The following is a 24,916-nucleotide window of genomic DNA, read 5'->3' as shown; positions in this document are numbered from 1 at the left end:
CGACCGCCTCCGCCGCGCTGCTCCCGGGCCTGTCAGGCCAGGAGCAGTGCGGCGACGGTGGCCGCGAGCAGCACCACCAGCGCGACCAGCGCCGTGATGTGCCAGCGCACGGCGACCGGCGTCTCGTCGGCACGGCCGGCATCGATCGCGCCGGAGTCCTGCAGCATCGTCCAGCGGCGGCGGACCACCTCCGCCGCGGCACCGGACTCGGTGCCGAGCAGGTCGCCGGGGCGGCGCACGCTGTCCTCGACGCGCGGCCGGCCGAGGCGTCCCCGCGTCTCGTTGCGGGTGGCGCGGAGCGTGCTGCCGGTGCCCGGGGCGGGCGCAGCCCACACCGGGAAGCGGTGGCCGGGCGTGTACAGCGTCAGCGCGAACTTGGTGTCGACGGCGATCAGCGCCTCCCACGGGATGTGGACGGTGCGGGTCACGTTGACGACCGTGATGCCGTCGTCGGCGACCGTCAACTGCGGACGCCACAGCATCGCCCAGGCGACGAAGGCGAACAGCGCACCCGGCACGATGTACAGCAGACGGGCGTCGTGGACGCTCACCAGCAGGCCGACGGTCAGGGCGACAGCAGCCGCCCAGATCAGCACGGCAAGGACCCGGTTGAACCGGGACACGAAAACCTCGCGCTCGGCGGGGGAGACGTAGGGCATGGGTCCATGCTCTCATTCCGCTCGTTCTCCTCCGACGCAGAGCGCGCCCCCGAAAGGAACCACGAATCATGACCGAGACCAACCCGGCTCGGACGACGCCTGCGACCGGCGGCCCCGTCCTCGAGGTGAACGGCCTCTCCGTCGACTTCGGTGTGGACGGCGAGTGGGTGCCGGCCGCGAAGAAGCTCGACTACCAGATCAAGGCGGGCGAGGTCCTCGCCATCGTCGGCGAATCCGGCTCCGGTAAGAGTGCGAGCTCGATGGCGATCCTCGACCTCCTGCCGCAGAACTCCCGCGTGCGCGGCTCGATCAAGCTGGACGGCCGCGAGCTGACCGGCCTCAGCCAGCCGCAGATGCGCCGGGTGCGCGGACGCCAGGTCGCCGTGATCTTCCAGGAGCCGATGACGGCCCTGAACCCGGTGTACACGGTGGGCTTCCAGATCGTCGAGACCCTGCGCATCCACTTCGGGATGTCGCCCCACGAGGCCAAGGAGCGCGCGCTCGAGCTGCTCGCCATGGTGGAGCTGCCCGACCCGAAGAAGGCGTTCAACTCCTACCCGCACCAGCTCTCCGGAGGCCAGCGGCAGCGCGCCATGATCGCCCAGTCGATCTCGTGCGACCCGAAGCTCCTGATCGCGGACGAGCCGACCACGGCGCTCGACGTGACCGTGCAGGCCGAGATCCTGGAGCTGCTGCGCAGCCTCCGCGACCGGCTGGACAGCGCCATCCTGCTGATCACGCACGACATGGGCGTCGTCGCGGACCTCGCCGACAACATCGTCGTCATGCGCAAGGGCGACATCGTCGAGGCGGGCACCGTGGCGGACGTGTTCGCCAACCCGCAGCACCCGTACACGATCGCCCTGCTCGACGCCGTGCCGCACCTCGGCCAGCGCGAGGACGAGGAGATCGACACCACGGCCGCCCTCGCCGCGGGCACCGAGCACCCGGATGAGTCGTTCACCGAGCGCATCCGCGCCAACGAGCGCGCGGCCCAGGCCGAGCACGAGAGATCCGAGATGGATAGGCGGAAGGTGGTCGTCGACTTCCAGAACGTCGCCATCGAGTACCCGAAGCACGGGCGTGTGCCGGCCTTCCGCGCCGCCAGCGACATCGATCTGAAGATCCACGAGGGCGAGGTCGTCGGACTCGTGGGCGAGTCGGGCTCCGGCAAGACCACGCTCGGCCGCGCCGCGATCGCGCTGCTGCCCATCCACTCGGGCAAGCTCGTCGTCGCCGGTCAGGACATCAGCAAGCCGAGCCGGGATGAGATCCGCCAGCTGCACCGCAACGTCGGCATCGTCTTCCAGGACCCGTCGTCGTCGCTGAACCCGCGCCTCCAGATCTCCGACTCCATCGCCGAGCCGCTTCGCCTCGCGAAGAACCTCAAGGGTGCGGAGCTGTCGAAGGAGGTCGACCGTCTGCTCGACAGCGTCGAGCTGCCGCGCGCCTACCGCAGCCGGTTCCCGCACGAGCTCTCGGGCGGTCAGAAGCAGCGCGTCGGGATCGCCCGCGCGCTTTCGCTGAAGCCGCAGGTGCTCATCGCCGACGAGCCGACGAGCGCACTGGATGTGTCCGTCCAGGCCCGCGTGCTGCAGCTGATGCAGACGCTGCAGAAGGAGATGAACTTCGCCTGCCTGTTCATCACCCACGACCTCGCCGTCATCGACGTGCTCGCCGACCGCATCGCCGTGATGCACCACGGCCGGCTGGTCGAGGTGGGCACCCGTGACGAGATCCTCCGTTACCCGAAGGAGGCCTACACCCAGCGCCTCCTCGCTGCGGTGCCGCTTCCGGACCCGGAGCAGCAGCGGGCACGTCGCGCGCTGCGCCTGGAGCTGCTCGCGGCAGGCTCGGACGAGTCCGCGCCGCCGACCGTCGCGCCGGAGCCGCAGACCCCCGAGCCGCCTGTCGCACAGGGGCTGTAGCGCTCGCTGACAGCGGACACAGGAGAAGGGGAGCGGATCCAGGATAGAATGGACCGTTCCCCTTCTTCCTTCTGACGAGAGTCGAGTCTTCACGCATGTCCGAGAACGCCGTCGCCCGCCGCGACGATCTGCGCAATGTCGCGATCGTCGCCCACGTCGACCACGGCAAGACCACGCTGGTCGATGCCATGCTGAAGCAGACGAACTCGTTCGATGCCCACGCGCACGTCGAAGACCGCGCCATGGACTCCAACGAGCTGGAGCGTGAGAAGGGCATCACGATCCTCGCCAAGAACACGGCGATCTCGTACAACGGCAAGCACGCCCCGAACGGCCCGATCACCATCAACGTGATCGACACCCCCGGCCACGCCGACTTCGGCGGCGAGGTCGAGCGCGGCCTCTCCATGGTCGACGGCGTCGTCCTGCTGGTGGATGCGTCCGAGGGCCCCCTGCCGCAGACCCGCTTCGTGCTGCGCAAGGCGCTCGAAGCCAAGCTCCCCGTGATCCTCGCGGTCAACAAGACCGACCGTGGCGACGCGCGCATCGACGAGGTCGTCGGCGAGAGCCAGGACCTCCTGCTCGGTCTCGCGAGCGACCTCTCCGACGACGTGCCGGACCTCGACCTCGACGCGATCCTCGACGTGCCCGTGGTCTACGCCTCGGGTCGCGCGGGCGCTGCGAGCCGCAACAAGCCGGCCAATGGCGAGCTGCCCGACAACGACGACCTCGAGCCGCTGTTCGAGGCCATCCTCGAGCACATCCCGGCGCCGAGCTACGACCCGGAGGCGCCGCTGCAGGCGCACGTCACCAACCTCGACGCCTCGCCGTTCCTCGGTCGCCTGGCGCTCCTTCGCATCTTCAACGGCACGCTCCGCAAGGGCCAGACCGTCGCCTGGGTGCGTCACGACGGCGACGTGCACAACGTGCGGGTCACCGAGCTGCTGATGACCAAGGCGCTCGACCGCTACCCGGCCGAGTCCGGCGGTCCCGGTGACATCGTCGCCGTCGCCGGCTTCGCCGACATCATGATCGGCGACACGCTCGCCGACCCGGAGGACGTGCGTCCGCTGCCCGCGATCCACGTCGACGAGCCCGCCATCTCGATGACCATCGGCACCAACACGTCGCCGCTCGTCGGCAAGGTGAAGGGCCACAAGCTCACCGCCCGCATGGTCAAGGACCGCCTCGACCGCGAGCTGGTCGGCAACGTGTCGCTGCGCGTGCTCGACATCGGCCGCCCGGACGCCTGGGAGGTGCAGGGCCGCGGCGAGCTGGCGCTGGCCATCCTCGTCGAGCAGATGCGCCGCGAGGGCTACGAGCTCACCGTCGGCAAGCCGCAGGTGGTCACCAAGAAGATCGACGGCAAGACCCACGAGCCGTACGAGCACCTGACGATCGACGCCCCCGAGGAGTACCTCGGTGCGATCACCCAGCTGCTCGCCGCCCGCAAGGGCCGCATGGAGAACATGGCGAACCACGGCACCGGCTGGGTCCGCATGGAGTTCATCGTCCCGTCGCGCGGCCTGATCGGATTCCGCACCGAGTTCCTCACCACCACGCGCGGCACCGGCATCGCGAACGCGATCTCGCACGGCTACGACGAGTGGGCGGGCCACATCGTGACCCGCAGCAACGGCTCGATCGTCGCCGACCGGTCCGGTGTCGTCACCCCGTTCGCCATCATCGCCCTGCAGGAGCGCATGACGTTCTTCGTGAACCCCACCGAGGAGGTCTACGAGGGCATGGTGATCGGCGAGAACTCGCGCGCCGACGACATGGACGTGAACATCACCAAGGAGAAGAAGCTGACCAACATGCGTCAGTCGACCGCCGACAACTTCGAGTCGATGACGCCCTCGCGTCAGCTCACGCTCGAGGAGTCGCTGGAGTTCGCGCGCGACGACGAATGCGTCGAGGTGACGCCTGAGGCCGTGCGCATCCGCAAGGTCGAGCTGGATGCGACCGCGCGCGGCCGTGCCGCCGCCCGCCTGAAGCGTCAGGACGCCGCGGCGGTCTGACCCGCGGTACTGCTTCCCTCGTACGGAAGGAGAATCGGACGTTTCCCGTCCGAATCTCCTTCCGTACTGCCATGTGAAGGAGAATTCGGCCCGATTCTCCTTCGATACGCACGACATCGTGCAGCCTCCCGCTCGGGTCGGTCCATGAGAATGGGGGCATGAACCGCCGCATCCTCGCCGTCCCGCTCGTCGCCGTGTTGCTGCTCGGCGCGGCACCCGCCCTGACCGCCTGCAGCTTCCAGGGCGTCGTCAAGGATGTGTCCGGCGGCAATGTCGACATCGGCGGCACCTCGGTGCCGTCGGACTTCCCCAAAGAGGTCCCTCTCGCGAGCGGCGACGTCGTGCTCGGCGCGGGGCTCGGCTCGGGTGACGACAAGGTGTGGAACGTCACGGTGAAGGTCGATGGCGCTGACTCGTATACCGCGATCGAGAAGCAGTTGACCGACGCCGGCTTCAGCGGCGAGTTCGGCGCCCAAGGCCCGAAGGGCGGAGGCACGGGCACGTTCACCAACGGCACGTACGGAGTGCTCGTGGTCGTCACCGACGCCGGCAGCAACGGCTGGGTCGCCAACTACTCGGTGTCGAAGGGGATGGCCCCCAGCGCGACGCCGACGCCGAGCTCCTGAATACGGGCTCCTGAATACAGGACCCTACGCGAACAGCCCCGCCCCCACGTACGACCCTTCCTTCGCCCCGGGCGGCACCGCGAACACCCCGGAGCCGACGTGGCGTACGTACTCGTTCATCAGATCGTTCGCCGCCAGGCGCTGCTGGATCGGGATGAACTGCTTCCGCGGGTCGCGCTGGAAAGCGATGAAGAACAGCCCGGCGTTGAGCCGCCCCAGCTCGTCGTTGCCGTCGACGAAGTTGTAGCCGCGGCGCAGCAGCTGCGCTCCGGCGTTGGCGGTGGGATGCGCGAGCCGGACGTGCGAGTCCGGGTCGATCTTGGTGCCGCCGTCTTTCGCCAGCGCGAGGAAGTTCGGCTCGGTGAACTCGGTGCCGCCGGACAGCGGCGCCCCTTCGCCCTTGTCCCGTCCGATGATGCGCTCCTGCTCGCCGAGCTGCTGCCGGTCCCACGTCTCGATCACCATGCGGATCTTGCGGGCGACCAGGTACGAGCCGCCGTCCATCCACCCGGCGCCGTCTTCGTGCGCCGCCCACACGTAGTCGTCGACGACCGACTGGTCCTCCGACTTGATGTTGGCCGTACCGTCCTTGAAGCCGAACAGGTTGCGCGGGGTGACCTGAGCGCGCGAGGTGGAGGAGGTGCGGCCGAAGCCGAGCTGCGACCAGCGGATGGCGGCGCGGCCGAAGGCGATGCGCGACAGGTTCCGGATGGCGTGCACGGCCACCTGGGGGTCGTCGCTGCAGGCCTGCACGCAGAGGTCGCCGCCGGTGATGGGTGCAAGCAGCGCGTCGCCGGGGAACCGCGGGAGGTCGACCAGCGCGGCCGGGCGGTCGGACGCGATCCCGAACCGGTCCTCTCCGGTCGCGGACCGGAACAGCGTGGCGCCGAAGCCGAAGGTGAGCGTCAGCCCGCCGGGCGGCAGGTCGAGGGCCTCACCGGTGTCGTCCGGGGGAGCGTCGGTCGGGCCGGAGGCAGGGCCGTACTTGCCCGCCGGACGCCCCTGCGTCATCCGGGCCGCGGCTTTGGTCCAGTCCTGCAGCAGCTCGATCAGGCCGTCGCGGTCGAGGCCTGGGGACGTGTCGAACGCGGCGAAGTGGAGGCGGTCCTGCGCGGGCGTCGTGATGCCGGCCTGGTGCGCGCCGTAGAACGGGTAGGTGGATGCCGTCGAAGCCGTCGCACCGAGCACGGCACGGTCGACGCCGACGCCCGCAGCGGCACCCACCAGGCCGGCTCCGACGGTCGCTCCGGCAAGGCCGAGCATGCCGCGCCGCGACAGCCCGGAGCGCCCAGAGCCCCCAGAGACGCCGGGGCGCCCGGCGACCTCCTCGGTCTCCGGGCGTTCGGCGTCGGGACGCTGCTTGCGGCTCACTCTCGGGTTCGTCCTTACTTGACGATGATCGAGGTCAGCCGGCTGAGCGGCTCGCTGAGCGCGTTCACCTGGTCGGACAGCTGCTTGACCTGGTCGGTGGTGAGCTCGGTGTAGCTGACGAAGCCGTCGCCGGACGTGTACTGCGCGAGCGTGGTGGCGACCGTCTTGAATTCCGCATCGAGCTTGGCGACGACATCCTTGCCGCTGCTGCCCTTCTGCGAGGCGGTGTCGCGGACGACGCCGTACGCGACCTGGGCGCCCTCGAGGTTCGCCTGGAAGTCCTGCAGGTCCGTGTGTGAGAAGGCCTCCTCCTCGCCGGTGATCTTGGAACCTGCGACCTCCTCCATCAGGCCGATGGCGCCGTTGGAGATCTGGTCGATGGTGAGGGTGAAGTCCTTTGCATGCACGAGGTCGTACAGACGCTGGGTGTCGGCGACGAGCTTGTCGGCGAGCTGCGTGCGGGTGGCCGCGTCGGCCGGGGTGTAGCCGGCGGGTGCCCAGAGGTCCTTCTCGATACGGTGCCAGCCTGTCCACTCCTGGCCTTCCGCCAGGTCGGCCTCACGGAGGTCGAGGGCCGGGTCGAGGTCGCCGAACTGCTCGGCCGTCGGCTCGATCCGCTCGTAGAAGGATCGGGTGGAGGCGTACTGCGCGCGGGCGGCGGCATCGTCACCGCCGGCGTAGGCGGCCGCGAACGTCTTGGTGGCGGTCAGGAGCGCGCCGGACTGGTCCTTCACGTACCCGACGTAGTTGCTGACGGCCTGCGCGACCTGCTTGCTCTCGCTCTGCGTGACGGTCTTGCCCGACCCAGGGGTCACCGTGAAGGCGGCGACGTGGTTGGGCTGGCCGACCATCCCCTTCCGGCACGCCGAGAAGTAGTCTCCCTCGGCGAGCTGCACCACGTAGTTGACCGTGGTTCCGGGGCCGATGTTCTCCTTCTCGCCGACGATGCGCAGCTTGTCGGTCGCGAGGAGCTCGAACTCGTTGACGTCGGTCCCGCTGTTCGTAACCTGGAAGGTGATCGGGCCGGCCTTCGCCGTACTGGTCGAGACGGTGCATTTGCTGTCGGTCAGCGTGACCGCGATCGCCTCGTCGGAGGCCGTGGCCTGGTTCGGCACGCAGCCGGTCAGAGCGGCAGCGAGCGCGGCGGTCCCGGCGAGGGAACCGGCCACGGCGACCAGGCGGCGGCGGACCGGGCGGGCGGCGCGGGCGGCCACCGGGCGGAGTCGAGGCATGGGTGTACTGCGCTTTCTGTTCGGGTGCTGCGTGGGGTTCAGGAGGCGATGGGCGCGTGCTGCGACGCCGGCGCGGACGTGGGTGCCGGCGCGCTCGGCGCCGGCCGGGCGGACGCCCGGTGCTGGCGCACGTAGAAGTAGCCGACGACGGCGAGGTAGGCGACCCACGCCCCGACCTGGAGCCAGGTGGGCGACGGGTTGAAGTTGACGATGCCCGCCGCCAGGGTGCCGTACCAGCTGGAGGAGGGGATGGCGCCGCTGATGTCGTAGGCGTGGACCCCGCCCCCCGGGATCAGCCCGGCCTCCTGCAGGTCGCCGATACCGTAGGCGAGCACGCCGGCGGCGACCAGGATGAGGAACGCGCCGGTCCAGGTGAAGAACGCGCCGAGGTTGATCTTCACCATGCCGCGGTAGAGCAGGAACCCGAGTACCGCTGCGGTGGCGAGGCCGAGGAGCGCACCGACGGCGGGCTCCCAGCTGTCTCCGGTGCTCGCGACGGTCGCCCAGACGAAGAGGGAGGTCTCGATGCCTTCGCGCCCGACGCTCAGCATGGCGAGGAGCACCACGCCCCAGCCGGCGCCCACGAGCGCCGAGTCGAGCCGGCCGTGCAGGGTGGATTTCATGGAGCGGGCGGTCTTGCCCATCCAGAACACCATCCAGGTGACGAAACCGACGGCGACGATGGACAGCGAGCCGCCGAGGATCTCCTGCGCCTGGAAGCTCATCCCCATCGGTCCCCAGGTGAGGACCGCGCCGATGGCGAGCGGGATGATAAGGGCGATCGCGACGCCGATCCACAGCTTCGAGAGCACTTCGGTCCGGCCCAGCTTCACGACGTAGGCGACCAGGATGGTGACGATGAGCGCCATCTCGAGGCCTTCGCGGAGGCCGATCAGGTAGTTCGCGAGCACGGGGAACCTTGTCGTCGATCGAGGGATGTGGTTGGTAAGGCTAACCTTACCCACTCGACTGTAGATCACCCTTCTGAGAGTGTCCAGCTAGGATGCGAGGATGTTCAGCCGGATCGTCAGCGCCATCCTCCTCGTGCTGGCGGGAGCGGTGTTCGGAGCGATCGGTACGATCGCCCATCAGATCTCGGTGACCTGGGGCATCCCCATCCCGCTCGGGCTCATCGGGTCGCTGCTGGCGTTCACATCCCTGCTGCTCGGGCTCCGGCTCCTCGGCCACAGCCGCTTGCCGGCCCTCCTCGCCGCGCTCGGCGCGATCGTCGTCATCCTGCTGTTCACGCAGGAGAGCGGGGGAGGCTCTGTGCTCATCCCGAACAATCTCGCGGGGCAGGTGTGGCTGATCGGGCCGATCCTGATCGCCGCTGTCGTCGTCGCGTGGCCGGACGTCAGCGTCCGCCGTCCCGCAGTGAACGGCCTAAGCTAGAAGCACAGCTCCTCGTGAAGGGATCCGAACCACTGTGACCTATGTCATCGCTCTCCCGTGCGTCGATGTGAAGGACAGGGCCTGTATCGACGAGTGCCCCGTCGACTGCATCTACGAGGGCGAACGGTCGCTGTACATCCACCCTGACGAGTGCGTCGACTGCGGCGCCTGCGAGCCGGTCTGCCCGGTCGAGGCGATCTACTACGAGGACGACCTGCCCGAGGAGTGGAAGGACTACTACCGCGCCAACGTGGAGTTCTTCGACGACATCGGCTCGCCGGGCGGCGCCGCGAAGGTCGGTGTGATCCAGAAGGACCACCCGCTGATCGCAGCCCTTCCTCCGCAGGCCCACTGACCGTGACGGCCCACTGACGTGGCGCTGCAGCAGCTCCCGGACTACCCCTGGGACCAGATGGTGCCGTACGCCGAGCGCGCGCGGTCGCACCCTGGCGGCCTGGTGGACCTGTCGATCGGGTCGCCGGTCGACCCGACGCCCGACCTCATCCGTGAGGCGCTCGCCGAGGCGACGGATGCGCACGCCTACCCGCAGACCGTCGGGACGCCCGCCCTGCGCGAGGCGATCGTCGACTGGTTCCAGCGGCGCCGCGGCGTGCGCGGACTGACCGTCGACAACGTGCTGCCGACCATCGGCTCGAAGGAGCTGGTGGCGCTGCTGCCCTTCATGCTGGGACTCGGGGAGGGCGACATCGTCGTCCACCCGCGCGCGGCCTACCCGACCTACGCGATCGGCGCCTCGATCGCAGGGGCGACCGCTCTCGCGAGCGACGACCCGGCGGAGTGGCCCGAGGGCACGCGCCTGGTCTGGCTGAACTCTCCGGGAAATCCGGACGGTCGCATCCTGTCGGTCGCCGAGCTGCGGGCCGCCGTCGCGCGGGCCCGGGAGCTCGGCGCGTACATCGCGAGCGACGAGTGCTACGCCGAACTCGGCTGGGAGGCGCCCTGGGATGCCGACCGTGTCCCGAGCATCCTCGACCCCCGGGTGATCGGGCAGAACCGCGAGAACGTCCTCGCCGTGTACTCGCTCAGCAAGCAGTCGAACCTCGCCGGGTACCGTGCGGCCTTCGTCGCCGGGTGCCGGTCGATCATCGACCGCCTGGTGAACGTCCGCAAGCACGCGGGGCTCATGCTCCCGGCGCCGCTGCAGGCCGCGATGGTGACCGCCCTGGGCGACGAGGAGCATGTGCAGGCGCAGAAGGCGCGGTACCGCGCGCGGCGCGAACTGCTGAAGCCGGCGCTTGCGGCAGCCGGGTTCCGGATCGACCGGAGCGAGGGCGGGCTGTACCTGTGGGCGACGGAGGGACGCGACGCCTGGGAGAGCATCGGGCGCCTCGCCGACCTCGGGATCCTGGCCGGTCCGGGCCACTTCTACGGGGAGTTCTTCCCGCAGCACGTCCGCCTATCGCTCACTGCGACCGACGAGCGGGTCGCCGCTGCGGCGGAGCGGCTGCGATCCTTTGGAGAGTCCCTCTAACGCCTTTCCGCGCTCTTTGACCGATGCCACAGTTGTCGCCGACGTTCGTTAGGCTGTACCGGCAGGCCCGTGAGCGCACGGCACTGTGCAGCGCTGCCACAACCGGCGCGCAAGACCCCGACTATCCCCACCAGGAGGCGTTGTGAGCGGACTCGGCACCGAAAACACTGGCACCGAGAAGGCCCCGAACCAGGCGGAGGGCTCTGTCGAGGCGGGATCGGCGGAGGCCGAACTCGCGACGGCCTCGCTGACCTACCCGGGTGGCGTCGCCGAGTTCCCGATCCGCCCGAGCGTCGACGGCGCGTCGAGCATCGACTTCTCCTCGTTGACCAAGCAGACCGGGCTCACCAGCCTCGACTACGGCTTCGTGAACACCGCGGCCACGCGCTCGTCCATCACGTACATCGACGGCGAGCAGGGCATCCTGCGCTACCGCGGGTACCCGATCGAGCAGCTGGCCGAGAACTCCACCTTCCTCGAGGTCGCGTGGCTGCTCATCCACGGTGAGCTGCCGACGCCTTCGGAGCTGTCGGAGTTCGACGAGCGCATCCGTCGGCACACGCTCCTCCACGAGGATCTGCGCCGCTTCTTCGACGCGCTCCCGCACGACGCGCACCCGATGTCGGTGCTGTCGAGCGCCGTCTCCGCACTGTCGACGTTCTACCAGGACTCGCTCAGCGTCAGCGACCCGGAGCAGGTGGAGCTCTCCACCATCCGGCTGCTCGCCAAGCTCCCCGTCATCGCGGCGTACGCGCACAAGAAGAGCCTCGGCCAGGCGTTCCTCTACCCGGACAACTCGCTGAGCTTCGTGGACAACTTCCTGCGCCTCAACTTCGGCACGCTCGCCGAGCCGTATGAGGTGAACCCGGTGTTGTCGCGGGCCCTGGAGCGTCTGCTGATCCTCCACGAGGACCACGAGCAGAACGCCTCCACCTCTACGGTGCGCCTCGTCGGTTCCACCCAGGCGAACCTGTTCGCCTCCGTCTCGGCCGGCATCAACGCGCTCTACGGCCCGCTGCACGGCGGCGCGAACGAAGCGGTGCTCCAGATGCTCGCCGGCATCCGCGACTCGGGCGAGAGCGTCCAGAAGTTCGTCGAGCGGGTGAAGAACAAGGAGTCCGGCGTCAAGCTCATGGGCTTCGGCCACCGGGTCTACAAGAACTTCGACCCGCGCGCCAAGCTCGTCAAGCAGTCGGCCGACGAGGTGCTCGAGGCGCTCGGCGTGCACGACCCGCTGCTCGACATCGCCAAGGAGCTGGAGGAGGTCGCGCTCGCCGACCAGTACTTCGTCGACCGCAAGCTCTACCCGAACGTCGACTTCTACACGGGCGTGATCTACAAGGCCATGGGCTTCCCGACGCGGATGTTCACAGTGCTCTTCGCGATCGGCCGGCTGCCGGGATGGATCGCGCACTGGCGCGAGATGAACCTCGACCCGCAGACCAAGATCGGGCGCCCGCAGCAGCTGTACGTGGGCTCGCCGGAGCGCGACCTCGGTCGCTGACCCGCGTCGCTGACCCGCGTCGCTGACCCGCGTCGCTGACCGCGTCAGCGGGGCGGACGCAGGGTGAGCGTCTGGGCGGCGGCGTGGCGCACGGCCGCGGCGGTGAAGGGCCACGGGCGGGTCTTCCCGGCGGCCCACAGGTCTGTCTGGTCGGTGTAGTGCGCGTCGAACGCGTGGCCGGACGCTCCGGTGAGGTTGACCCAGGTGCTCGCGTCGAAGCGGCTGAGGTCGATGACCATCCGCATCGAGGGCAGGCGCGAGACTGCGTAGCCGACCGAGGCGTCCCATCCCGTGGCGTCCACGACGGCCGACCCTCCGCCGACGTGCCAGGGGCCGCGGTTGAACAGCCACTCGATCGGCGCGACACCCGACTCCCCGAGGCTGGCGTTCTTCAGCGTCAGCGTGTGGATGCGGTCCCAGCGCCACGCGGAGGTGTCGTCTCCGAGCAGCTTCCGCGCGGTGCCCCAGGCGCGGTCGGCCGCGTAGGCGAGCATCGAGTCGCGGTCCGAGGTGCCGAGGTCCGAGTCCGCCCACCACGAGGAGTCGGGCTGCGACACGAGTGAGCCTACGACGGAGAACCAGCGGTCGCCGCCCGTCGGCGCCGTCGCCACGGGGAGCTTGCGGCCGAACATGTCGTGCAGGAGCTCCTTCCAGAACACGGCGAAGTACGCGGCGGCAGCGCTGTCCGCGTCGTCGCGGTAGTCCCAGTTCTCGAGGAGCCGAGCGGCCCGCTGCAGGTCGGCGGACGCATCCGGCTTGTCGGCGACCTCCCGCAGCACCGGGACGACGGCGGCCGCGTTGGCGTCGTAGGCGTCGGATTGGATGGCCGACATGTCCTTCGCGGCCACCTTCTTCCCGGCGCCGAAGAGGCCGCTGAGCCGCAGCTCGATCTGGTTCGCGCGGTAGCCGAGGTCCCAGTCCGCGGTGATGAGCTGCGGGAATCCCGGCCCGACCGCTGCGTTGTTGGCCGTCACGATGTAGCCGGAGGGCGGGTCGAAGACCGACGGCAGCTGGTCGAAGGGGATGGTCCCGGTCCAGGCGTACTGACTGCTCCAGCCGGGCATCGGGATCGTGCCGTTGCCTCCGGTCCGGATCGGGATGAGGCCGGGCGCTTGATAGCCGATGTGCCCATCCACGTCGGCGTAGACCAGGTTCTGCGACGGCACCTGGAACTGCTGGGCTGCCGCTCGGAAAGCGGTCCAGTCGCGCGCGGCGTCGAAGGCGAAGATGGCGTTCGCGGTCGTGCCCGGCGTCAGGGCCGTCCACGCGAGCGAGATCTGGAACTGCTGCGCGGGAATACCGAGCTTGCCCGCCTGGTCTTTCGCGATCGTTGCGTAGGCATCGCCGATGTTCGTCACGATCGGCCCGTGCAACGTCGAGCGGACGGTGATCGTCACATCAGCACCTCCGGCGACGCGGATGCGCTCGGTGCGCTTCTGAAGCGGCACCTGCTTGCCGTCGTACTCGTAGGTGTTTCCGGTCACCTTCTCGACGAACAGGTCGGCGACGTCGGGCCCTAGGTTGGTGAAACCCCAGGAGATGCGGTCGTTGTGCCCGATGACGATGCCGGGGAAGCCGGAGAAGCTGAAGCCGGCGACGTCGAACGGACACTTCGGGCCGACGGCCGTACAGTGCAGGCCCATCTGATACCAGACCGAGGGGAGGGCGGCGCCGAGGTGCGGGTCGTTGGCCAGCAGCGGTTTGCCGCTCGCGGTGTGCGCTCCGCCGACGACCCACGAGTTGGAGCCGATGCCGTCGCCCGCAGGCCCCATCAGCTGGGGGAGTGCTTGGACGCTCGCGGCGAGTTGCTCGAGCCCGGACGCGTACTGCGCGGGGTCGACAGCGGCCGAGGCGCTGTCCTCCGCACTGCCCGAGGACGCGGCCGCGCCCGGTTGCGCATCCGGAGTCACCGTCCGTGGGCTCCCACCACCGAGGTCGGTGATCGTCGGATGGGTCGTGTACGAGTAGCCGGGATGCAGTTCGGCCACCTGCTCCGGCTTCAGCTTGGTGGCGAGCAGAGCGCGATCGACCTCCTCTTCGAGGTTGGACCGGAGGTCCCACGCCATCGCCTTCAGCCAGGCGACCGAGTCGGCGGGGGTCCACTGCTGCGGCGTGTACGACGGATTCTGCAGCCCCAGCACCGCGTATTCGAGCGACAGCTCGGCGCCGGAGTGCTGCTTCAGGTAGGCGTTCACGCCGTCCGCGTAGTCCTGGTAATACCGCAGGGAGGTCGGATCGAGGAGCTTCACCTCCTGCTCGGCGACGCGACGCCAGCCGAGCGTGCGGATGAAGGTGTCCGTCGGCACCTGGCTTGCGCCGAACATCTCGGACAGCCGGCCGGAGGTGACGTGGCGACGGAAGTCCATCTCCCAGAAGCGGTCCTGCGCGTGCACGTATCCCTGGGCGCGGAACAGGTCGTCGGCCGTTGAGGCGTAGAGCTGAGGCACGCCGGCGTCGTCGCGGTACACCGTGACCGGCTGCGTGAGGCCGGGCACGTCGACTGAGCCGGAGGTCTGAGGGAACGAGCGCGTGACGGTCCACACGCCGATACCGCCGGCGACGACGACGAGGACGAGAAGTACGGCGACCACTCCGCCGATCACCCGCAGAACCCGATGGTGCCGTCTGAGTCGGGGGGTGTCGTCGCCCACGTCACTCCTTCGCCGGGTCGGGGTACGCCGTCTTCTGGACACTATCCCATGGGCCCGACGGCGGTGCGGGTGGTGTTTCAGGGCGCGGTCAGCGCGGCCCATGCCATCCGCTCGAGCACCGGGCGCACCGCGTCGGGAGCGACCTGGTGCGTGCCAACGCGGGCGGTGTACGGCGTGGAGTTCAGAAGGCCGAACGTTCCCTGAACCCGGACGCGCAGTTCGTCGTCGACGAGCCGGGGATGCAGTGCTCCGAGCTCGCGCATCCACACCTCCACGTAGCGACGCTGAAGCCGGCGCACCTGACGGCGGGCGCTATCGGTGAGGGAGTCGAGGTCGCGGTCCTGGACGCGGATGGTGTCCGGCTCGCCGAGCGCGAAGTCGATGTGAAAGCCGATCAGGGACTGCAGGGCCGCATCGGCATCCACCGCCGTCTGCTCCACGGTTTCGCCGCCGGCGAGGAGGCGCTCGCTGACCCCGACGAGCAGCGCTTCGAGCACCGCCTGCTTGGAGGCGAAGTGCCGGTAGACCGCCGGCCCGCTGACGCCGACCGCAGCGCCCAGGTCTTCGATCGAGACGCCGTTGAAGCCGCGCTCGGCGAACAGCCCGGCGGCCGCTTCGAGCAGAGCGGCACGGCGGTCGGCTTTCGCCTGACTGCGCTGCGTCGGGCGCTCGAGCGGAGCGGCGGGGTCGAGCTGGGTCATCGTCCTCGATGGGGTGTCGGCCGGTTTCCGGCGGTGCTGGACTTTTCGGTTAATGAACACTAACCTAAAAATCGAGTTAGTGACCACTAACCGAATGTCGACGACGACACACGGAGCAGTATGCCGACCCTGACCAGCGAGGCGTCCGCCACGGACACCCGGTTCGAGCAGAACGACGCCGCCCAGCGCGAGCTCGTCGCCGATCTGCGGCGACGGCTCGCCGTGGCGGCTGCGGGCGGCCCCGAGCGCGCCCGCGAGCGGCATGTGGCGCGCGGCAAGCTCCTCCCGCGCGACCGCATCGACGCGCTGCTCGACGAGGGCAGCCCGTTCCTCGAACTCGCCCCGCTCGCAGCGACCGGGATGTACGGAGACGAGAGCCCGGCCGCCGGCGTCATCGCCGGCATCGGGATGGTCGCCGGGCGCCACGTCATGGTGGTCTGCAACGACGCGACCGTCAAAGGCGGCACCTATTACCCGATGACCGTGAAGAAGCACCTGCGAGCGCAGGAGGTGGCGCTGGAGAACCGCCTCCCGTGCATCTACTTGGTCGACTCGGGCGGCGCCTTCCTGCCCATGCAGGACGAGGTCTTCCCCGACCGCGACCACTTCGGCCGCATCTTCTACAACCAGGCGCGGCTCTCGGCCGCCAAGATCCCGCAGATCGCGGCCGTGCTCGGCTCGTGCACCGCGGGCGGCGCCTACGTGCCCGCGATGAGCGACGAGACGGTGATCGTGCGCAACCAGGGCACGATCTTCCTCGGCGGACCGCCGCTCGTGAAAGCCGCGATCGGCGAGATCGTCACTGCGGAGGATCTCGGCGGCGGCGACCTCCACGCCCGTACTTCGGGAGTCGTCGACCACCTCGCCGAGGACGACGAGCACGCCCTCGCGATCGTCCGAGACATCGTCGCCACGCTCCCGGCGCCCGCCGAGCCTGCGTGGACCGTCGCCGAGACGGTTCCACCGGCAGCCGACCCCGCCGAGCTGTACGGGGTCGTCCCCGTCGACGTACAGGCCCCGTACGACGTGCACGAGGTCATCGCGCGGATCGTCGACGGCAGCGGATTCCACGAGTTCAAGCCCGAGTACGGGACGACGCTGGTGACCGGCTTCGCCCACATCCACGGGCATCCCGTCGGCATCGTCGCCAACAACGGCGTGCTGTTCAGCGAGTCGGCGCTGAAGGGCGCCCACTTCATCGAACTCTGCGACCAGCGCGGCATCCCGCTGCTCTTCCTGCAGAACATCTCCGGGTTCATGGTCGGCCGCGACGACGAGGCGGGCGGTATCGCCAAGAACGGCGCCAAGATGGTCACCGCCGTCGCGACGACCCGGGTGCCGAAGCTCACGGTCGTGATCGGCGGCTCCTTCGGCGCGGGCAACTACTCCATGTGCGGCCGTGCGTACTCACCGCGGTTCCTGTGGATGTGGCCCGCCGCCCGCATCTCGGTGATGGGCGGCCAGCAGGCATCGAGCGTGCTCGCGACCGTCAAGCGTGACCAGCTGGAGGCGCGCGGCGAGGAGTGGTCCGCCTCCGACGAGGACGCCTTCCGGGCGCCGATCACGGCGCAGTACGAAGAACAGGGCAACCCGTACTACTCCACGGCGCGACTGTGGGACGACGGCGTGATCGACCCCGCGGACACCCGCACCGTGCTCGGACTCGCGCTCGACGTCGTCTCCCGTTCGCCGCTCCCCGACACGGCCTTCGGGCTCTTCCGGATGTGATCGCCGTGACCTCGACGCCCGTGACCTCTACCCCGTTCCGCACCGTGCTCGTCGCCAACCGCGGCGAGATCGCCTGCCGCGTCATCCGCACATTGCAGCGCCTCGGCATCCGCTCGGTGGCCGTCTACAGCGACGCCGACCGCGAAGCGCCGCACGTCGCGCTCGCCGACGTCGCGGTCCGGCTCGGCCCGGCCGCCGCGCGCGAGAGCTACCTGAACGTCGACGCGATTCTGGATGCGGCCCGCCGCACCGGCGCGGAGGCCGTGCACCCGGGCTACGGGTTCCTGTCCGAGAATCCGGCGCTCGCCGAGGCGTGCGAGCGCGCCGGCATCGTCTTCGTCGGCCCGGGCGTGCACGCGCTCGAGGTCATGGGCGACAAGATCACGGCAAAGCACGCGGTCGCCGAGCACGACGTCCCCACCATCCCGGGCATCGCGGAGCCGGGGCTGAGCGACGACGACCTCATTGCGGCCGCCGAGCGCATCGGCTTCCCCGTGCTGGTGAAGCCCTCGGCGGGCGGCGGCGGCAAGGGCATGCAGGCGGTGCATGCGGCCGCAGATCTGCCGGAGGCGCTGCGCGCCGCCCGGCGCGTGGCCGCCGCGGCCTTCGGAGACGACACGCTGTTCCTGGAACGCCTGGTCGCATCCCCGCGCCACATCGAGGTGCAGGTGCTGGCCGACCAGCACGGCGGCATCGTCCACCTGGGGGAGCGCGAGTGCTCGCTGCAGCGCCGCCACCAGAAGGTGGTCGAGGAGGCACCGTCGCCGCTGCTGGATGCCGTGACGCGGGAGCGCATCGGCGAGGCGGCCTGCCGCGTCGCCGCCAGCGTGGGCTACGTCGGGGCCGGGACGGTCGAGTTCCTGGTGTCCGCGGACGCGCCGGACGAGTTCTTCTTCATGGAGATGAACACGCGGCTGCAGGTCGAGCATCCCGTCACCGAGCTGGTCACCGCTGTGCGCGGCGTGCGGGGCGTGGACCTCGTGGAGCAGCAGTTGCGGATCGCCGCGGGGGAGCGGCTCCCCTTCGCCCAGACCGACCTCACGCTGCAAGGCCACGCCGTCGAGGCGCGTGTCTACGCCGAGGACCCGGAGCGCGGGTTCCTTCCGGCCGCCGGCCAGGTGCTCGCGCTGCGACAGCCGCGCGGCGAGGGCATACGGGTCGACAACGGCATCGCGGCGGGCATCCCGATCGTCACCGACTACGACCCGATGCTCGCGAAAGTGATTGCGTGGGGCGAGGACCGTCGCGAGGCGTTCGCACGCCTGCGCGGCGCCCTCAGCGGGACGAGCATCCTCGGTGCCGTCTCCAACCTCGCCTGGCTCGTGGGCCTCGTCTCCGACGACGACGTGATCGCCGGGCGGATGGACACGACCCTCATCGACCGGCGTTTCTCGGACCTCGAGCCGGTTCCTGTCACGGAACAGGAGCAGGTCGCGGTGGCGCTGCTGGCGCACCACCACCGGTGGGCCGAGAAGCCCGCTGTCGGTGCGCTCTGGGCGGCGCCGACGGGATGGCGGCTCGACCGGGCGCGTCCCGTGCGCTACGACGTCGACGGTGTGACCGTGACTGTTTCCGGGGCAGGGGAGGATGCGGTCGTCAGCATCGTTCGGGAGCCGGAGGCCGAGGGCGCCGAAGCGCGTCACGCCTCCCTGCGTCTGCGCGAGCCGGACGTCGCCGGCGAGCCCGCGGTCGCCCTGCTCGACCTCGACGGCGAGACGATCCGTTACGACCTCGCCCGTGACGGCTCGACCGTCTGGCTCGCCCGCAACGGCCGGTCGCGACCGCTTCGCCTGCGCGACCGCGCCACCCGGCTCGCCGAACGGCTCGCGGCCGTCGACCGCGGCACGCTCGCCGCGCATCCCGAGCTCCGCTCGCCCATGCCCGGGACCGTCGTCGCCGTGCCCGTCGAGGCAGGAGCGCGCGTCGAGGCAGGCGACACCGTCGTCGTCGTCGAAGCGATGAAGATGGAGCACCGCCTGGTGGCCCCGGTCGCCGGAACGGTATCCGTGCACGTCGCACCGGGCGACCTCGTCCGGCTCGACCAGCTCGTCGCCCGTGTCGACGCGGACGAGGACGCATCCACTCCCTCCACCACCGAAGTGCCGCCCCTGCAGGCGGACGCGACGCCGGCACAACCGGCCGCCGCAAGAGAAAAGTCACCACAAGAGACAGGACCCGCATGACCATGCAGATGACCCGACCCGGCACGACCGGCGGACGCGCTGCCGCCGCCGACACCGACATCGCCGGCTTCCAGCTCACCGACGAGCAGCGCCGCCTCCGCGACGAGGTGCGCGACTTCGCCGACACCGTCGTCGCCCCCGCCGCCTACGAGTACGACACCAAGCGCAGCCTCCCGTACGACATCATCGCCGAGATGGGACGGATGGGCCTGTTCGGCCTGCCCTTCCCGGTCGAGTACGGCGGACAGGGCAAGGACTACCTCTCGCTCTGCCTAGCCGTCGAGCAGCTCGGCCGGGTGGACCAGTCCATCGGCGTCACCCTGGAGGCCGGCGTCGGTCTCGGCGTCATGCCGATCTACCGCAGCGGCACCGAGGAGCAGAAGCAGGAGTGGCTGCCTATGCTCGCGCGCGGCGAAGCACTCGCCGGGTTCGGGCTGACCGAGGCGGAGGCCGGGTCCGACGCCTCCGGCACCAAGACCACGGCCGAGCTCGTCGACGGCGAGTGGGTCATCAACGGCACGAAGCAGTTCATCACCAACTCCGGCTCCGATATCACGCGGCTGGTCACCATCACCGCCGTGACCGGCGAGTCGACGCGCGCCGACGGCTCGCGCAAGAAGGAGCTTTCGGCCATCATCGTGCCGACCGGGACGCCCGGGTTCGTGGCCGAGCCGGTGTACGACAAGGTCGGATGGCACACCTCCGACACGCACCCGCTGACGCTCACCGACGTCCACGTCCCCGAGGCGAACCTGCTCGGGGAGCGCGGCCGCGGCTACGCCAACTTCGTCGAGACGCTCGACGAAGGGCGCGTCGCGTTCGCTGCGCTGTGCACCGGCGCCGCCCAGGGATGCCTCGAGGAGGCCATCCGCTACTCCCAGAGCCGCAACGTGTTCGGGCGCCCGATCGGCTCCAACCAGTACATCGCCTTCAAGATCGCGCGGATGCAGGCCCGGGTGCACGCGGCACGACTCGCGTACTACGACGCCTGCTTCAAGCTGATGGCCGGCAAGCCGTTCAAGCTGGAGGCGTCGATCGCCAAGCTCACCGCGAGCGAGGCCGCCATGGACAACGCTCGGGATGCGACGCAGATCTTCGGCGGCTACGGCTTCCTGAACGAGAACCCCGTCGCCCGGCACTACCGCGACTCGAAGATCCTGGAGATCGGCGAGGGAACCACCGAGGTGCAGCTCATGGTGATCTCCCGCGCGCTGGGCTTCACCGCCTAACCTGAACGCACACGCCGACAGCTCCTGAGTTTTTCGACCGCCAGGCGGCGTGTCGAGCGAAAAACTCCGGAACTGTTGGCTGGGACCTCGACGAGGAGGAGGACGGATGATCGACAAGACGGTCGCCACCGCGGCGGAAGCGGTCGCGGACATCCCGGACGGGAGCACGCTCGCCGTCGGGGGGTTCGGGCTGTGCGGCATCCCGAGCGGGCTCATCCAGGCTCTGCTCGACGCGGGCGTCACCGACCTCGAGGTCGTAAGCAACAACTGCGGCGTCGACGACTGGGGGCTGGGGCTGCTGCTCGCCGAGCGGCGCATCCGCAAGATGGTCAGCTCGTACGTCGGCGAGAACAAGGAGTTCGCGCGCCAGTTCCTGTCCGGCGAACTGGAGGTCGAACTCACGCCGCAGGGCACGCTCGCCGACAAGCTGCGCGCGGGCGGCGCCGGCATCCCCGCCTTCTACACGCCTGCGGGCGTTGGCACCCAGATCGCGGCAGGCGGCCTGCCCCGGCGCTACGCGGCCGACGGCTCGGTCGCCGTTGCCAGCGAGCCGAAGGAGGTAAGGACCTTCGACGACGCCGAGTACGTGCTGGAGCGGTCCCTACGCCCCGACTTCGCCCTGGTGCACGCCGCGAAAGGCGACCGGCACGGCAACCTCGTCTTCCACGCGGCGGCCATGAACTTCAACCCCCTGGCCGCGATGGCCGGCCGCATCACGATCGCCGAGGTGGAGGAGCTGGTCGAGCCGGGCGAGCTCGACGCTGGCGCGGTGCACTGCCCGGGGATCTTCGTGCAGCGGGTGGTGCACGTGCCGTCGGTCGAGAAGCGGATCGAGCGGCGCACGGTCGCAGCTGCCACCGAGGGGAGCGCCCGATGAGCCTGTCACGCACCGAACTCGCCGCCCGGGTGGCCCGCGAACTCGAGAACGGCCAGTACGTCAACCTCGGGATCGGGATGCCCACGCTCATCCCGAACTACATCCCGGAGGGCGTCGAGGTCATCCTCCACTCGGAGAACGGTGTGCTCGGCGTCGGCCCGTATCCGGCCGAGGACGCGGTCGATCCCGACCTCATCAACGCGGGCAAGGAGACCGTGACCGTGAACCGCGGCGCCGCCTTCTTCGACTCGTCGCTGTCGTTCGGGATGGTGCGCGGCGGCCACGTCGACCTGGCCGTCCTCGGCGCCATGGAGGTCTCAGAGACAGGCGACCTCGCCAACTGGATGATCCCCGGCAAGATGGTGAAGGGGATGGGCGGAGCAATGGACCTGGTGTTCGGCGCCAAACGCCTCATCGTGATGATGGAGCACGTGGACAAGGAGGGCCGTCCGAAGATCCTCCGCGAGTGCTCCCTCCCGCTGACCGGCACGGGATGCGTCGACCGCATCATCACCGACCTCGCCGTCATCGACGTGACCGGCGACGGGCTGGTGCTCCGCGAGGTCGCGCCGGGCGTGACCGTCGACGAGGTGGTCGCCGCGACCGGCGCGCCGCTTCGGGTGGAGCTGGAGGAGGCGGCATGAGGGAGATCGAGCAGCGCGGGCTGTACTACGAGGAGTTCGAGCCGGACACCCGCTACCTGCACCGGCCCGGACGCACCGTGACCGAGGCCGACAACGTGTTCTTCACGACGCTGACCATGAACACGCAAGCGCTGCACCTCGACGCCGCCTGGTCGGCGCGGCAGCCGTTCGGGGAGCGCCTGGTGAACTCCATGTTCACGCTCGCGACGATCGTGGGCGCCTCGGTGACACAGCTCACCCAGGGCACCATCGTGGCGAACCTGGGCTTCAGCGAGGTCGCGTTCCCGCATCCGCTGCACCACGGCGACACGCTGTACTCGGAGACGGTCGTGCTCGCGAAGCGGCTGTCCGCCTCCCGCCCCGGCCAGGGCATTGTGACGCTGGAGCACACCGGCCGGAATCAGGACGGCGTGGTGGTCGCGACCGCCACCCGCCAGGTCATGGTGTGGTGCCGGGATGCGTCGCCCGCGGGCACGGTCGACGACCCCGCGGCGGATGCAGACGCCCTCGACCCGGGAGCATCGGCGCCGGACGGCATCCTGTGACCGAAACCGTCGCTCCGGTCTTTCCGTGGGGGCCGGCCCTGCTGTTCTGCCCGGCCGACCGGCCCGAGCGCTATGCGAAGGCGCTGGAGCGGGCGGATGCGGTGATCATCGACCTGGAGGACGCCGTCGACCCGGCGCGACGATCCGGGGCGCGGGAGGCGCTGGTCGCCTCCGACCTCGACCCGTCGCGCGTGATCGTGCGGGTGAACCCCGCCGGGAGCGACGACCACGACGCCGACGTGTCGGCGCTGGCCGCGACACCGTACCGCGCGGTCATGCTCCCGAAGGCGGAGCGGGTCTCCGACTTCGCGGCGCTCGCCGACTACGACGTGATCGCCCTCTGCGAGACGGCGGCCGGGGTCGTGGCGGCGCCCGCGCTCGCGCAGGCGCCGGGCGTGCTGGCCCTGATGTGGGGTGCGGAGGATCTGGTCGCGTCGCTCGGGGGAACCTCGAGCCGGGATGCGTCCGGCCGCTACCGGGACGTCGCCCGGTACGCGCGTTCGGCGGTGCTGCTTGCGGCCGGGGCGGCCGGTGTGCACGCCGTGGACACCGTCCATCTGGACATCGCCGACCTCGACGGACTCGCGGCCGAAGCGGAGGATGCGGTGGCCGTCGGATTCGCGGCGACCGCGTGCATCCATCCCGGTCAGGTCGAGACGATCCGTGCCGCGTACCGGCCCGATCCTGCCGAGGTGGAGGCCGCGCGGACGCTGCTGGCGGCCGCGGAATCAGCGGGCGGGGGAGTGTTCCGCCACGACGGCCGGATGGTCGATGGACCGGTGCTCGCGCACGCCAGAGCGGTGCTCCGCCGTTCGTGATGAAACTGTGACCTAGCTTTCCTCCGAGGTTCACCCGTTTCGTCATTCGCCTGTCGGAGGCGTGTCGTACGCTGCAAGTGTTCAATCAGAAGTTCAGGGTTGTCGAATCGATTCGAGGGCCGTAGAACTCAGGGGAAGGGGGAAGACATGCCACAGCTGCTTCCCCTGCGTCTCCTGGAGACAGTCGGTCTCCGCGCGAGCGCCGAGACGCGTGCCGCGCGCGCGGCAGAACGGCCGAACGCGGCCGGTACCGGTGCCTCGAGTACCGATGCCCCAACCGCGAGTGCCGACGTCGCGGATCGCGACCTCGCGCGTGCCGGGACGGCCGATCCTCCCACGGGCGTGATCGACATGGACCCGGCGATCGCCACCACCGGACCGCTCTCGATCATCGCTCCCCGTCGCATCGGCGAGAGCGACCTCGCGGTGTACCCGCTGTCGCTCGGCGCAAGCGTCTTCGGCTGGACGGCCGACGGCGACACCTCCCTCGCCATCCTCGACCGCTTCGCCGACCTCGGCGGCAACTTCATCGACACGGCCGACAGCTACGTCGGCGGCCGGAGCGAGGTGCTCATCGGCAAGTGGATGCGCGAGCGCGGCATCCGCGACCGCATGGTCGTCGCGACCAAGGTCGGCCGGCACCAGGAGAACCCGGGTCTCGGCTCCGTCAGCGTCGTGCGCGCGGTGGAGGCGTCGCTGGAGCGGCTGCAGACCGACCGCATCGACCTGCTGTACTTCCACGAGGACGACCCGGAGACGCCGCTGGAGGACAGCCTGGCGACAGCCGAGTGGCTGATCGAGAGCGGCAAGGTGCGCTACCTCGCCGCATCCAACTTCACGGCCGATCGCCTGATCGAGGCGCGCATCCTCGCGTCGTCGGGGCTGCCGAAGTTCGTCGCCATCCAGACCCAGTACAACCTGATGCACCGCACCGAGTTCGAGAGCGCGCTACGCATCGTCGCCGCGGCCCAGGGGCTCGCCGTCATGCCGTACTACGCGCTGGCGAACGGGTTCCTGACCGGCAAGTACCGCACCAAGGGCGACCTCACGGCAGGTGCGCGCAGCGTGCGGGCGTCGGCCTACGTCAACCGGCGTGGGCAGCGCGTGCTCACGGTGCTCGACCGGATCGCCGCGGAGCACTCGGTCGCGCCGGCGAGCATCGCGCTCGCGTGGCTGCTCGCCAAGCGCACGATCGCGGCGCCCGTGGCGAGCGCGAGCCGGCCGGAGCAGGTGGACGCCCTCATGGCGGCCGCGGGCATCCGCCTCACGCGCTCGCAGATGCTCGACCTCGACCGAGTCTCCGAGTAGCGCGCGG

21 protein-coding genes are annotated in these 24,916 nt (G+C 69.9%); 15 read left to right on the top strand and 6 right to left on the bottom strand.

Annotated features, from left to right (window positions below):
- Positions 1–32: 32 nt before the first annotated feature.
- Positions 33–659: a PH domain-containing protein gene (locus AB7E03_RS06160; RefSeq protein ID WP_489940229.1), complete on the bottom strand. Its 627-nt coding sequence runs from the start codon at positions 657–659 to the stop codon at positions 33–35.
- A 68-nt stretch (positions 660–727) separates the two neighbouring features.
- On the opposite strand from AB7E03_RS06160, the gene AB7E03_RS06155 reads away from it, so the two are divergent.
- The 3 genes from AB7E03_RS06155 (at position 728) to AB7E03_RS06145 (ending at position 5,234) form a co-directional block, all read left to right on the top strand.
- Positions 728–2,587 carry an ABC transporter ATP-binding protein gene (locus AB7E03_RS06155; RefSeq protein ID WP_489940226.1) on the top strand — a complete coding sequence of 620 codons (1,860 nt, stop codon included), beginning with the start codon at positions 728–730 and terminating at the stop codon, positions 2,585–2,587.
- 95 nt (positions 2,588–2,682) lie between these two features.
- A complete protein-coding gene (typA, locus tag AB7E03_RS06150) occupies positions 2,683–4,608 on the top strand; it encodes a translational GTPase TypA (RefSeq protein ID WP_489940224.1) in 1,926 nt (641 codons plus the stop codon).
- Positions 4,609–4,766: 158 nt separating this feature from the next.
- Positions 4,767–5,234, top strand: coding sequence for a hypothetical protein (locus AB7E03_RS06145; protein ID WP_489940222.1), 468 nt, complete (start codon positions 4,767–4,769; stop codon positions 5,232–5,234).
- 24 nt (positions 5,235–5,258) lie between these two features.
- On the opposite strand, the gene efeB is transcribed toward AB7E03_RS06145, so the two are convergent.
- Genes efeB through efeU form a run of 3 tightly spaced genes read right to left on the bottom strand, consistent with a single transcriptional unit; the run spans position 5,259 to position 8,748 of the window.
- Entirely contained in the window at positions 5,259–6,605 is a 1,347-nt protein-coding gene (gene efeB, locus AB7E03_RS06140; protein WP_489940220.1) for an iron uptake transporter deferrochelatase/peroxidase subunit, read from the bottom strand.
- A gap of 14 nt (positions 6,606–6,619) precedes the next feature.
- Positions 6,620–7,837, bottom strand: a complete 1,218-nt coding sequence (gene efeO, locus AB7E03_RS06135; protein ID WP_489940218.1) for an iron uptake system protein EfeO — start codon at positions 7,835–7,837, stop codon at positions 6,620–6,622.
- Positions 7,838–7,875: 38 nt separating this feature from the next.
- Positions 7,876–8,748: an iron uptake transporter permease EfeU gene (gene efeU, locus AB7E03_RS06130; RefSeq protein WP_489940216.1), complete on the bottom strand. Its 873-nt coding sequence runs from the start codon at positions 8,746–8,748 to the stop codon at positions 7,876–7,878.
- Positions 8,749–8,848: 100 nt separating this feature from the next.
- On the opposite strand from efeU, the gene AB7E03_RS06125 reads away from it, so the two are divergent.
- The 4 genes from AB7E03_RS06125 to AB7E03_RS06110 all read left to right on the top strand — a co-directional run bounded on the left by AB7E03_RS06125 (position 8,849) and on the right by AB7E03_RS06110 (position 12,225).
- Entirely contained in the window at positions 8,849–9,229 is a 381-nt protein-coding gene (locus tag AB7E03_RS06125; protein ID WP_489940214.1) for a hypothetical protein, read from the top strand.
- A 34-nt stretch (positions 9,230–9,263) separates the two neighbouring features.
- Positions 9,264–9,584 (top strand): ferredoxin, encoded by a 321-nt coding sequence (gene fdxA, locus AB7E03_RS06120; protein ID WP_441781807.1) that lies wholly within the window; start codon positions 9,264–9,266, stop codon positions 9,582–9,584.
- Positions 9,585–9,602: 18 nt separating this feature from the next.
- Positions 9,603–10,721, top strand: a complete 1,119-nt coding sequence (gene dapC, locus AB7E03_RS06115; protein WP_489940212.1) for a succinyldiaminopimelate transaminase — start codon at positions 9,603–9,605, stop codon at positions 10,719–10,721.
- Positions 10,722–10,968: 247 nt separating this feature from the next.
- Complete coding sequence (locus AB7E03_RS06110) at positions 10,969–12,225, top strand: citrate synthase (RefSeq protein WP_489942870.1); 1,257 nt, start codon at positions 10,969–10,971, stop codon at positions 12,223–12,225.
- A gap of 44 nt (positions 12,226–12,269) precedes the next feature.
- Here the strand turns inward: AB7E03_RS06110 and AB7E03_RS06105 are convergent, their stop codons facing one another.
- Both AB7E03_RS06105 and AB7E03_RS06100 read right to left on the bottom strand, forming a co-directional pair.
- Positions 12,270–14,876 (bottom strand): penicillin acylase family protein, encoded by a 2,607-nt coding sequence (locus AB7E03_RS06105; protein ID WP_489940210.1) that lies wholly within the window; start codon positions 14,874–14,876, stop codon positions 12,270–12,272.
- Positions 14,877–14,953: 77 nt separating this feature from the next.
- Complete coding sequence (locus AB7E03_RS06100) at positions 14,954–15,577, bottom strand: SACE_7040 family transcriptional regulator (protein WP_489940208.1); 624 nt, start codon at positions 15,575–15,577, stop codon at positions 14,954–14,956.
- Positions 15,578–15,697: 120 nt separating this feature from the next.
- Between AB7E03_RS06100 and AB7E03_RS06095 the strand changes: the two genes are divergently transcribed.
- The 8 genes from AB7E03_RS06095 (at position 15,698) to AB7E03_RS06060 (ending at position 24,909) form a co-directional block, all read left to right on the top strand.
- Positions 15,698–17,305 carry a carboxyl transferase domain-containing protein gene (locus tag AB7E03_RS06095; protein WP_489940206.1) on the top strand — a complete coding sequence of 536 codons (1,608 nt, stop codon included), beginning with the start codon at positions 15,698–15,700 and terminating at the stop codon, positions 17,303–17,305.
- Between the two features lie 20 nt (positions 17,306–17,325).
- Entirely contained in the window at positions 17,326–19,488 is a 2,163-nt protein-coding gene (locus tag AB7E03_RS06090; protein ID WP_489942869.1) for an acetyl/propionyl/methylcrotonyl-CoA carboxylase subunit alpha, read from the top strand.
- Positions 19,485–20,717 (top strand): acyl-CoA dehydrogenase family protein, encoded by a 1,233-nt coding sequence (locus tag AB7E03_RS06085; protein ID WP_489940204.1) that lies wholly within the window; start codon positions 19,485–19,487, stop codon positions 20,715–20,717. The genes AB7E03_RS06090 and AB7E03_RS06085 overlap by 4 nt, the downstream gene beginning before the upstream one ends.
- Positions 20,718–20,823: 106 nt before the next feature.
- Positions 20,824–21,594 carry a CoA transferase subunit A gene (locus tag AB7E03_RS06080; protein ID WP_489940202.1) on the top strand — a complete coding sequence of 257 codons (771 nt, stop codon included), beginning with the start codon at positions 20,824–20,826 and terminating at the stop codon, positions 21,592–21,594.
- Complete coding sequence (locus AB7E03_RS06075; protein ID WP_489940200.1) at positions 21,591–22,238, top strand: CoA transferase subunit B; 648 nt, start codon at positions 21,591–21,593, stop codon at positions 22,236–22,238. Before AB7E03_RS06080 ends, AB7E03_RS06075 begins: the two co-directional genes overlap by 4 nt.
- A complete protein-coding gene (locus AB7E03_RS06070; protein ID WP_489940198.1) occupies positions 22,235–22,783 on the top strand; it encodes a MaoC family dehydratase in 549 nt (182 codons plus the stop codon). The genes AB7E03_RS06075 and AB7E03_RS06070 overlap by 4 nt, the downstream gene beginning before the upstream one ends.
- Complete coding sequence (locus AB7E03_RS06065) at positions 22,780–23,601, top strand: HpcH/HpaI aldolase/citrate lyase family protein (RefSeq protein ID WP_489940196.1); 822 nt, start codon at positions 22,780–22,782, stop codon at positions 23,599–23,601. The genes AB7E03_RS06070 and AB7E03_RS06065 overlap by 4 nt, the downstream gene beginning before the upstream one ends.
- Positions 23,602–23,748: 147 nt before the next feature.
- Positions 23,749–24,909, top strand: coding sequence for an aldo/keto reductase (locus AB7E03_RS06060; RefSeq protein WP_489940194.1), 1,161 nt, complete (start codon positions 23,749–23,751; stop codon positions 24,907–24,909).
- Positions 24,910–24,916 lie beyond the last annotated feature (7 nt).

It is taken from the genome of Leifsonia sp. RCC_180 (genome assembly GCF_058138205.1).
The sequence above is the reverse complement of the archived record's forward strand: the minus strand, read 5'-3'. Positions and strand labels throughout refer to the sequence as shown.

Coding starts and splice junctions, on each gene's coding strand:
- AB7E03_RS06145 (WP_489940222.1), top strand. CDS start 4,767: ATGAACCGCCGCATCCTCGCCGTCCCGCTCGTCGCCGTGTTGCTGCTC.
- AB7E03_RS06100 (WP_489940208.1), bottom strand. CDS start 15,577: ATGACCCAGCTCGACCCCGCCGCTCCGCTCGAGCGCCCGACGCAGCGC.
- AB7E03_RS06160 (WP_489940229.1), bottom strand. CDS start 659: ATGCCCTACGTCTCCCCCGCCGAGCGCGAGGTTTTCGTGTCCCGGTTC.
- AB7E03_RS06070 (WP_489940198.1), top strand. CDS start 22,235: ATGAGGGAGATCGAGCAGCGCGGGCTGTACTACGAGGAGTTCGAGCCG.
- AB7E03_RS06080 (WP_489940202.1), top strand. CDS start 20,824: ATGATCGACAAGACGGTCGCCACCGCGGCGGAAGCGGTCGCGGACATC.
- AB7E03_RS06095 (WP_489940206.1), top strand. CDS start 15,698: ATGCCGACCCTGACCAGCGAGGCGTCCGCCACGGACACCCGGTTCGAG.
- AB7E03_RS06075 (WP_489940200.1), top strand. CDS start 21,591: ATGAGCCTGTCACGCACCGAACTCGCCGCCCGGGTGGCCCGCGAACTC.
- AB7E03_RS06060 (WP_489940194.1), top strand. CDS start 23,749: ATGCCACAGCTGCTTCCCCTGCGTCTCCTGGAGACAGTCGGTCTCCGC.
- AB7E03_RS06125 (WP_489940214.1), top strand. CDS start 8,849: ATGTTCAGCCGGATCGTCAGCGCCATCCTCCTCGTGCTGGCGGGAGCG.
- efeO (WP_489940218.1), bottom strand. CDS start 7,837: ATGCCTCGACTCCGCCCGGTGGCCGCCCGCGCCGCCCGCCCGGTCCGC.
- AB7E03_RS06085 (WP_489940204.1), top strand. CDS start 19,485: ATGACCATGCAGATGACCCGACCCGGCACGACCGGCGGACGCGCTGCC.
- AB7E03_RS06155 (WP_489940226.1), top strand. CDS start 728: ATGACCGAGACCAACCCGGCTCGGACGACGCCTGCGACCGGCGGCCCC.
- typA (WP_489940224.1), top strand. CDS start 2,683: ATGTCCGAGAACGCCGTCGCCCGCCGCGACGATCTGCGCAATGTCGCG.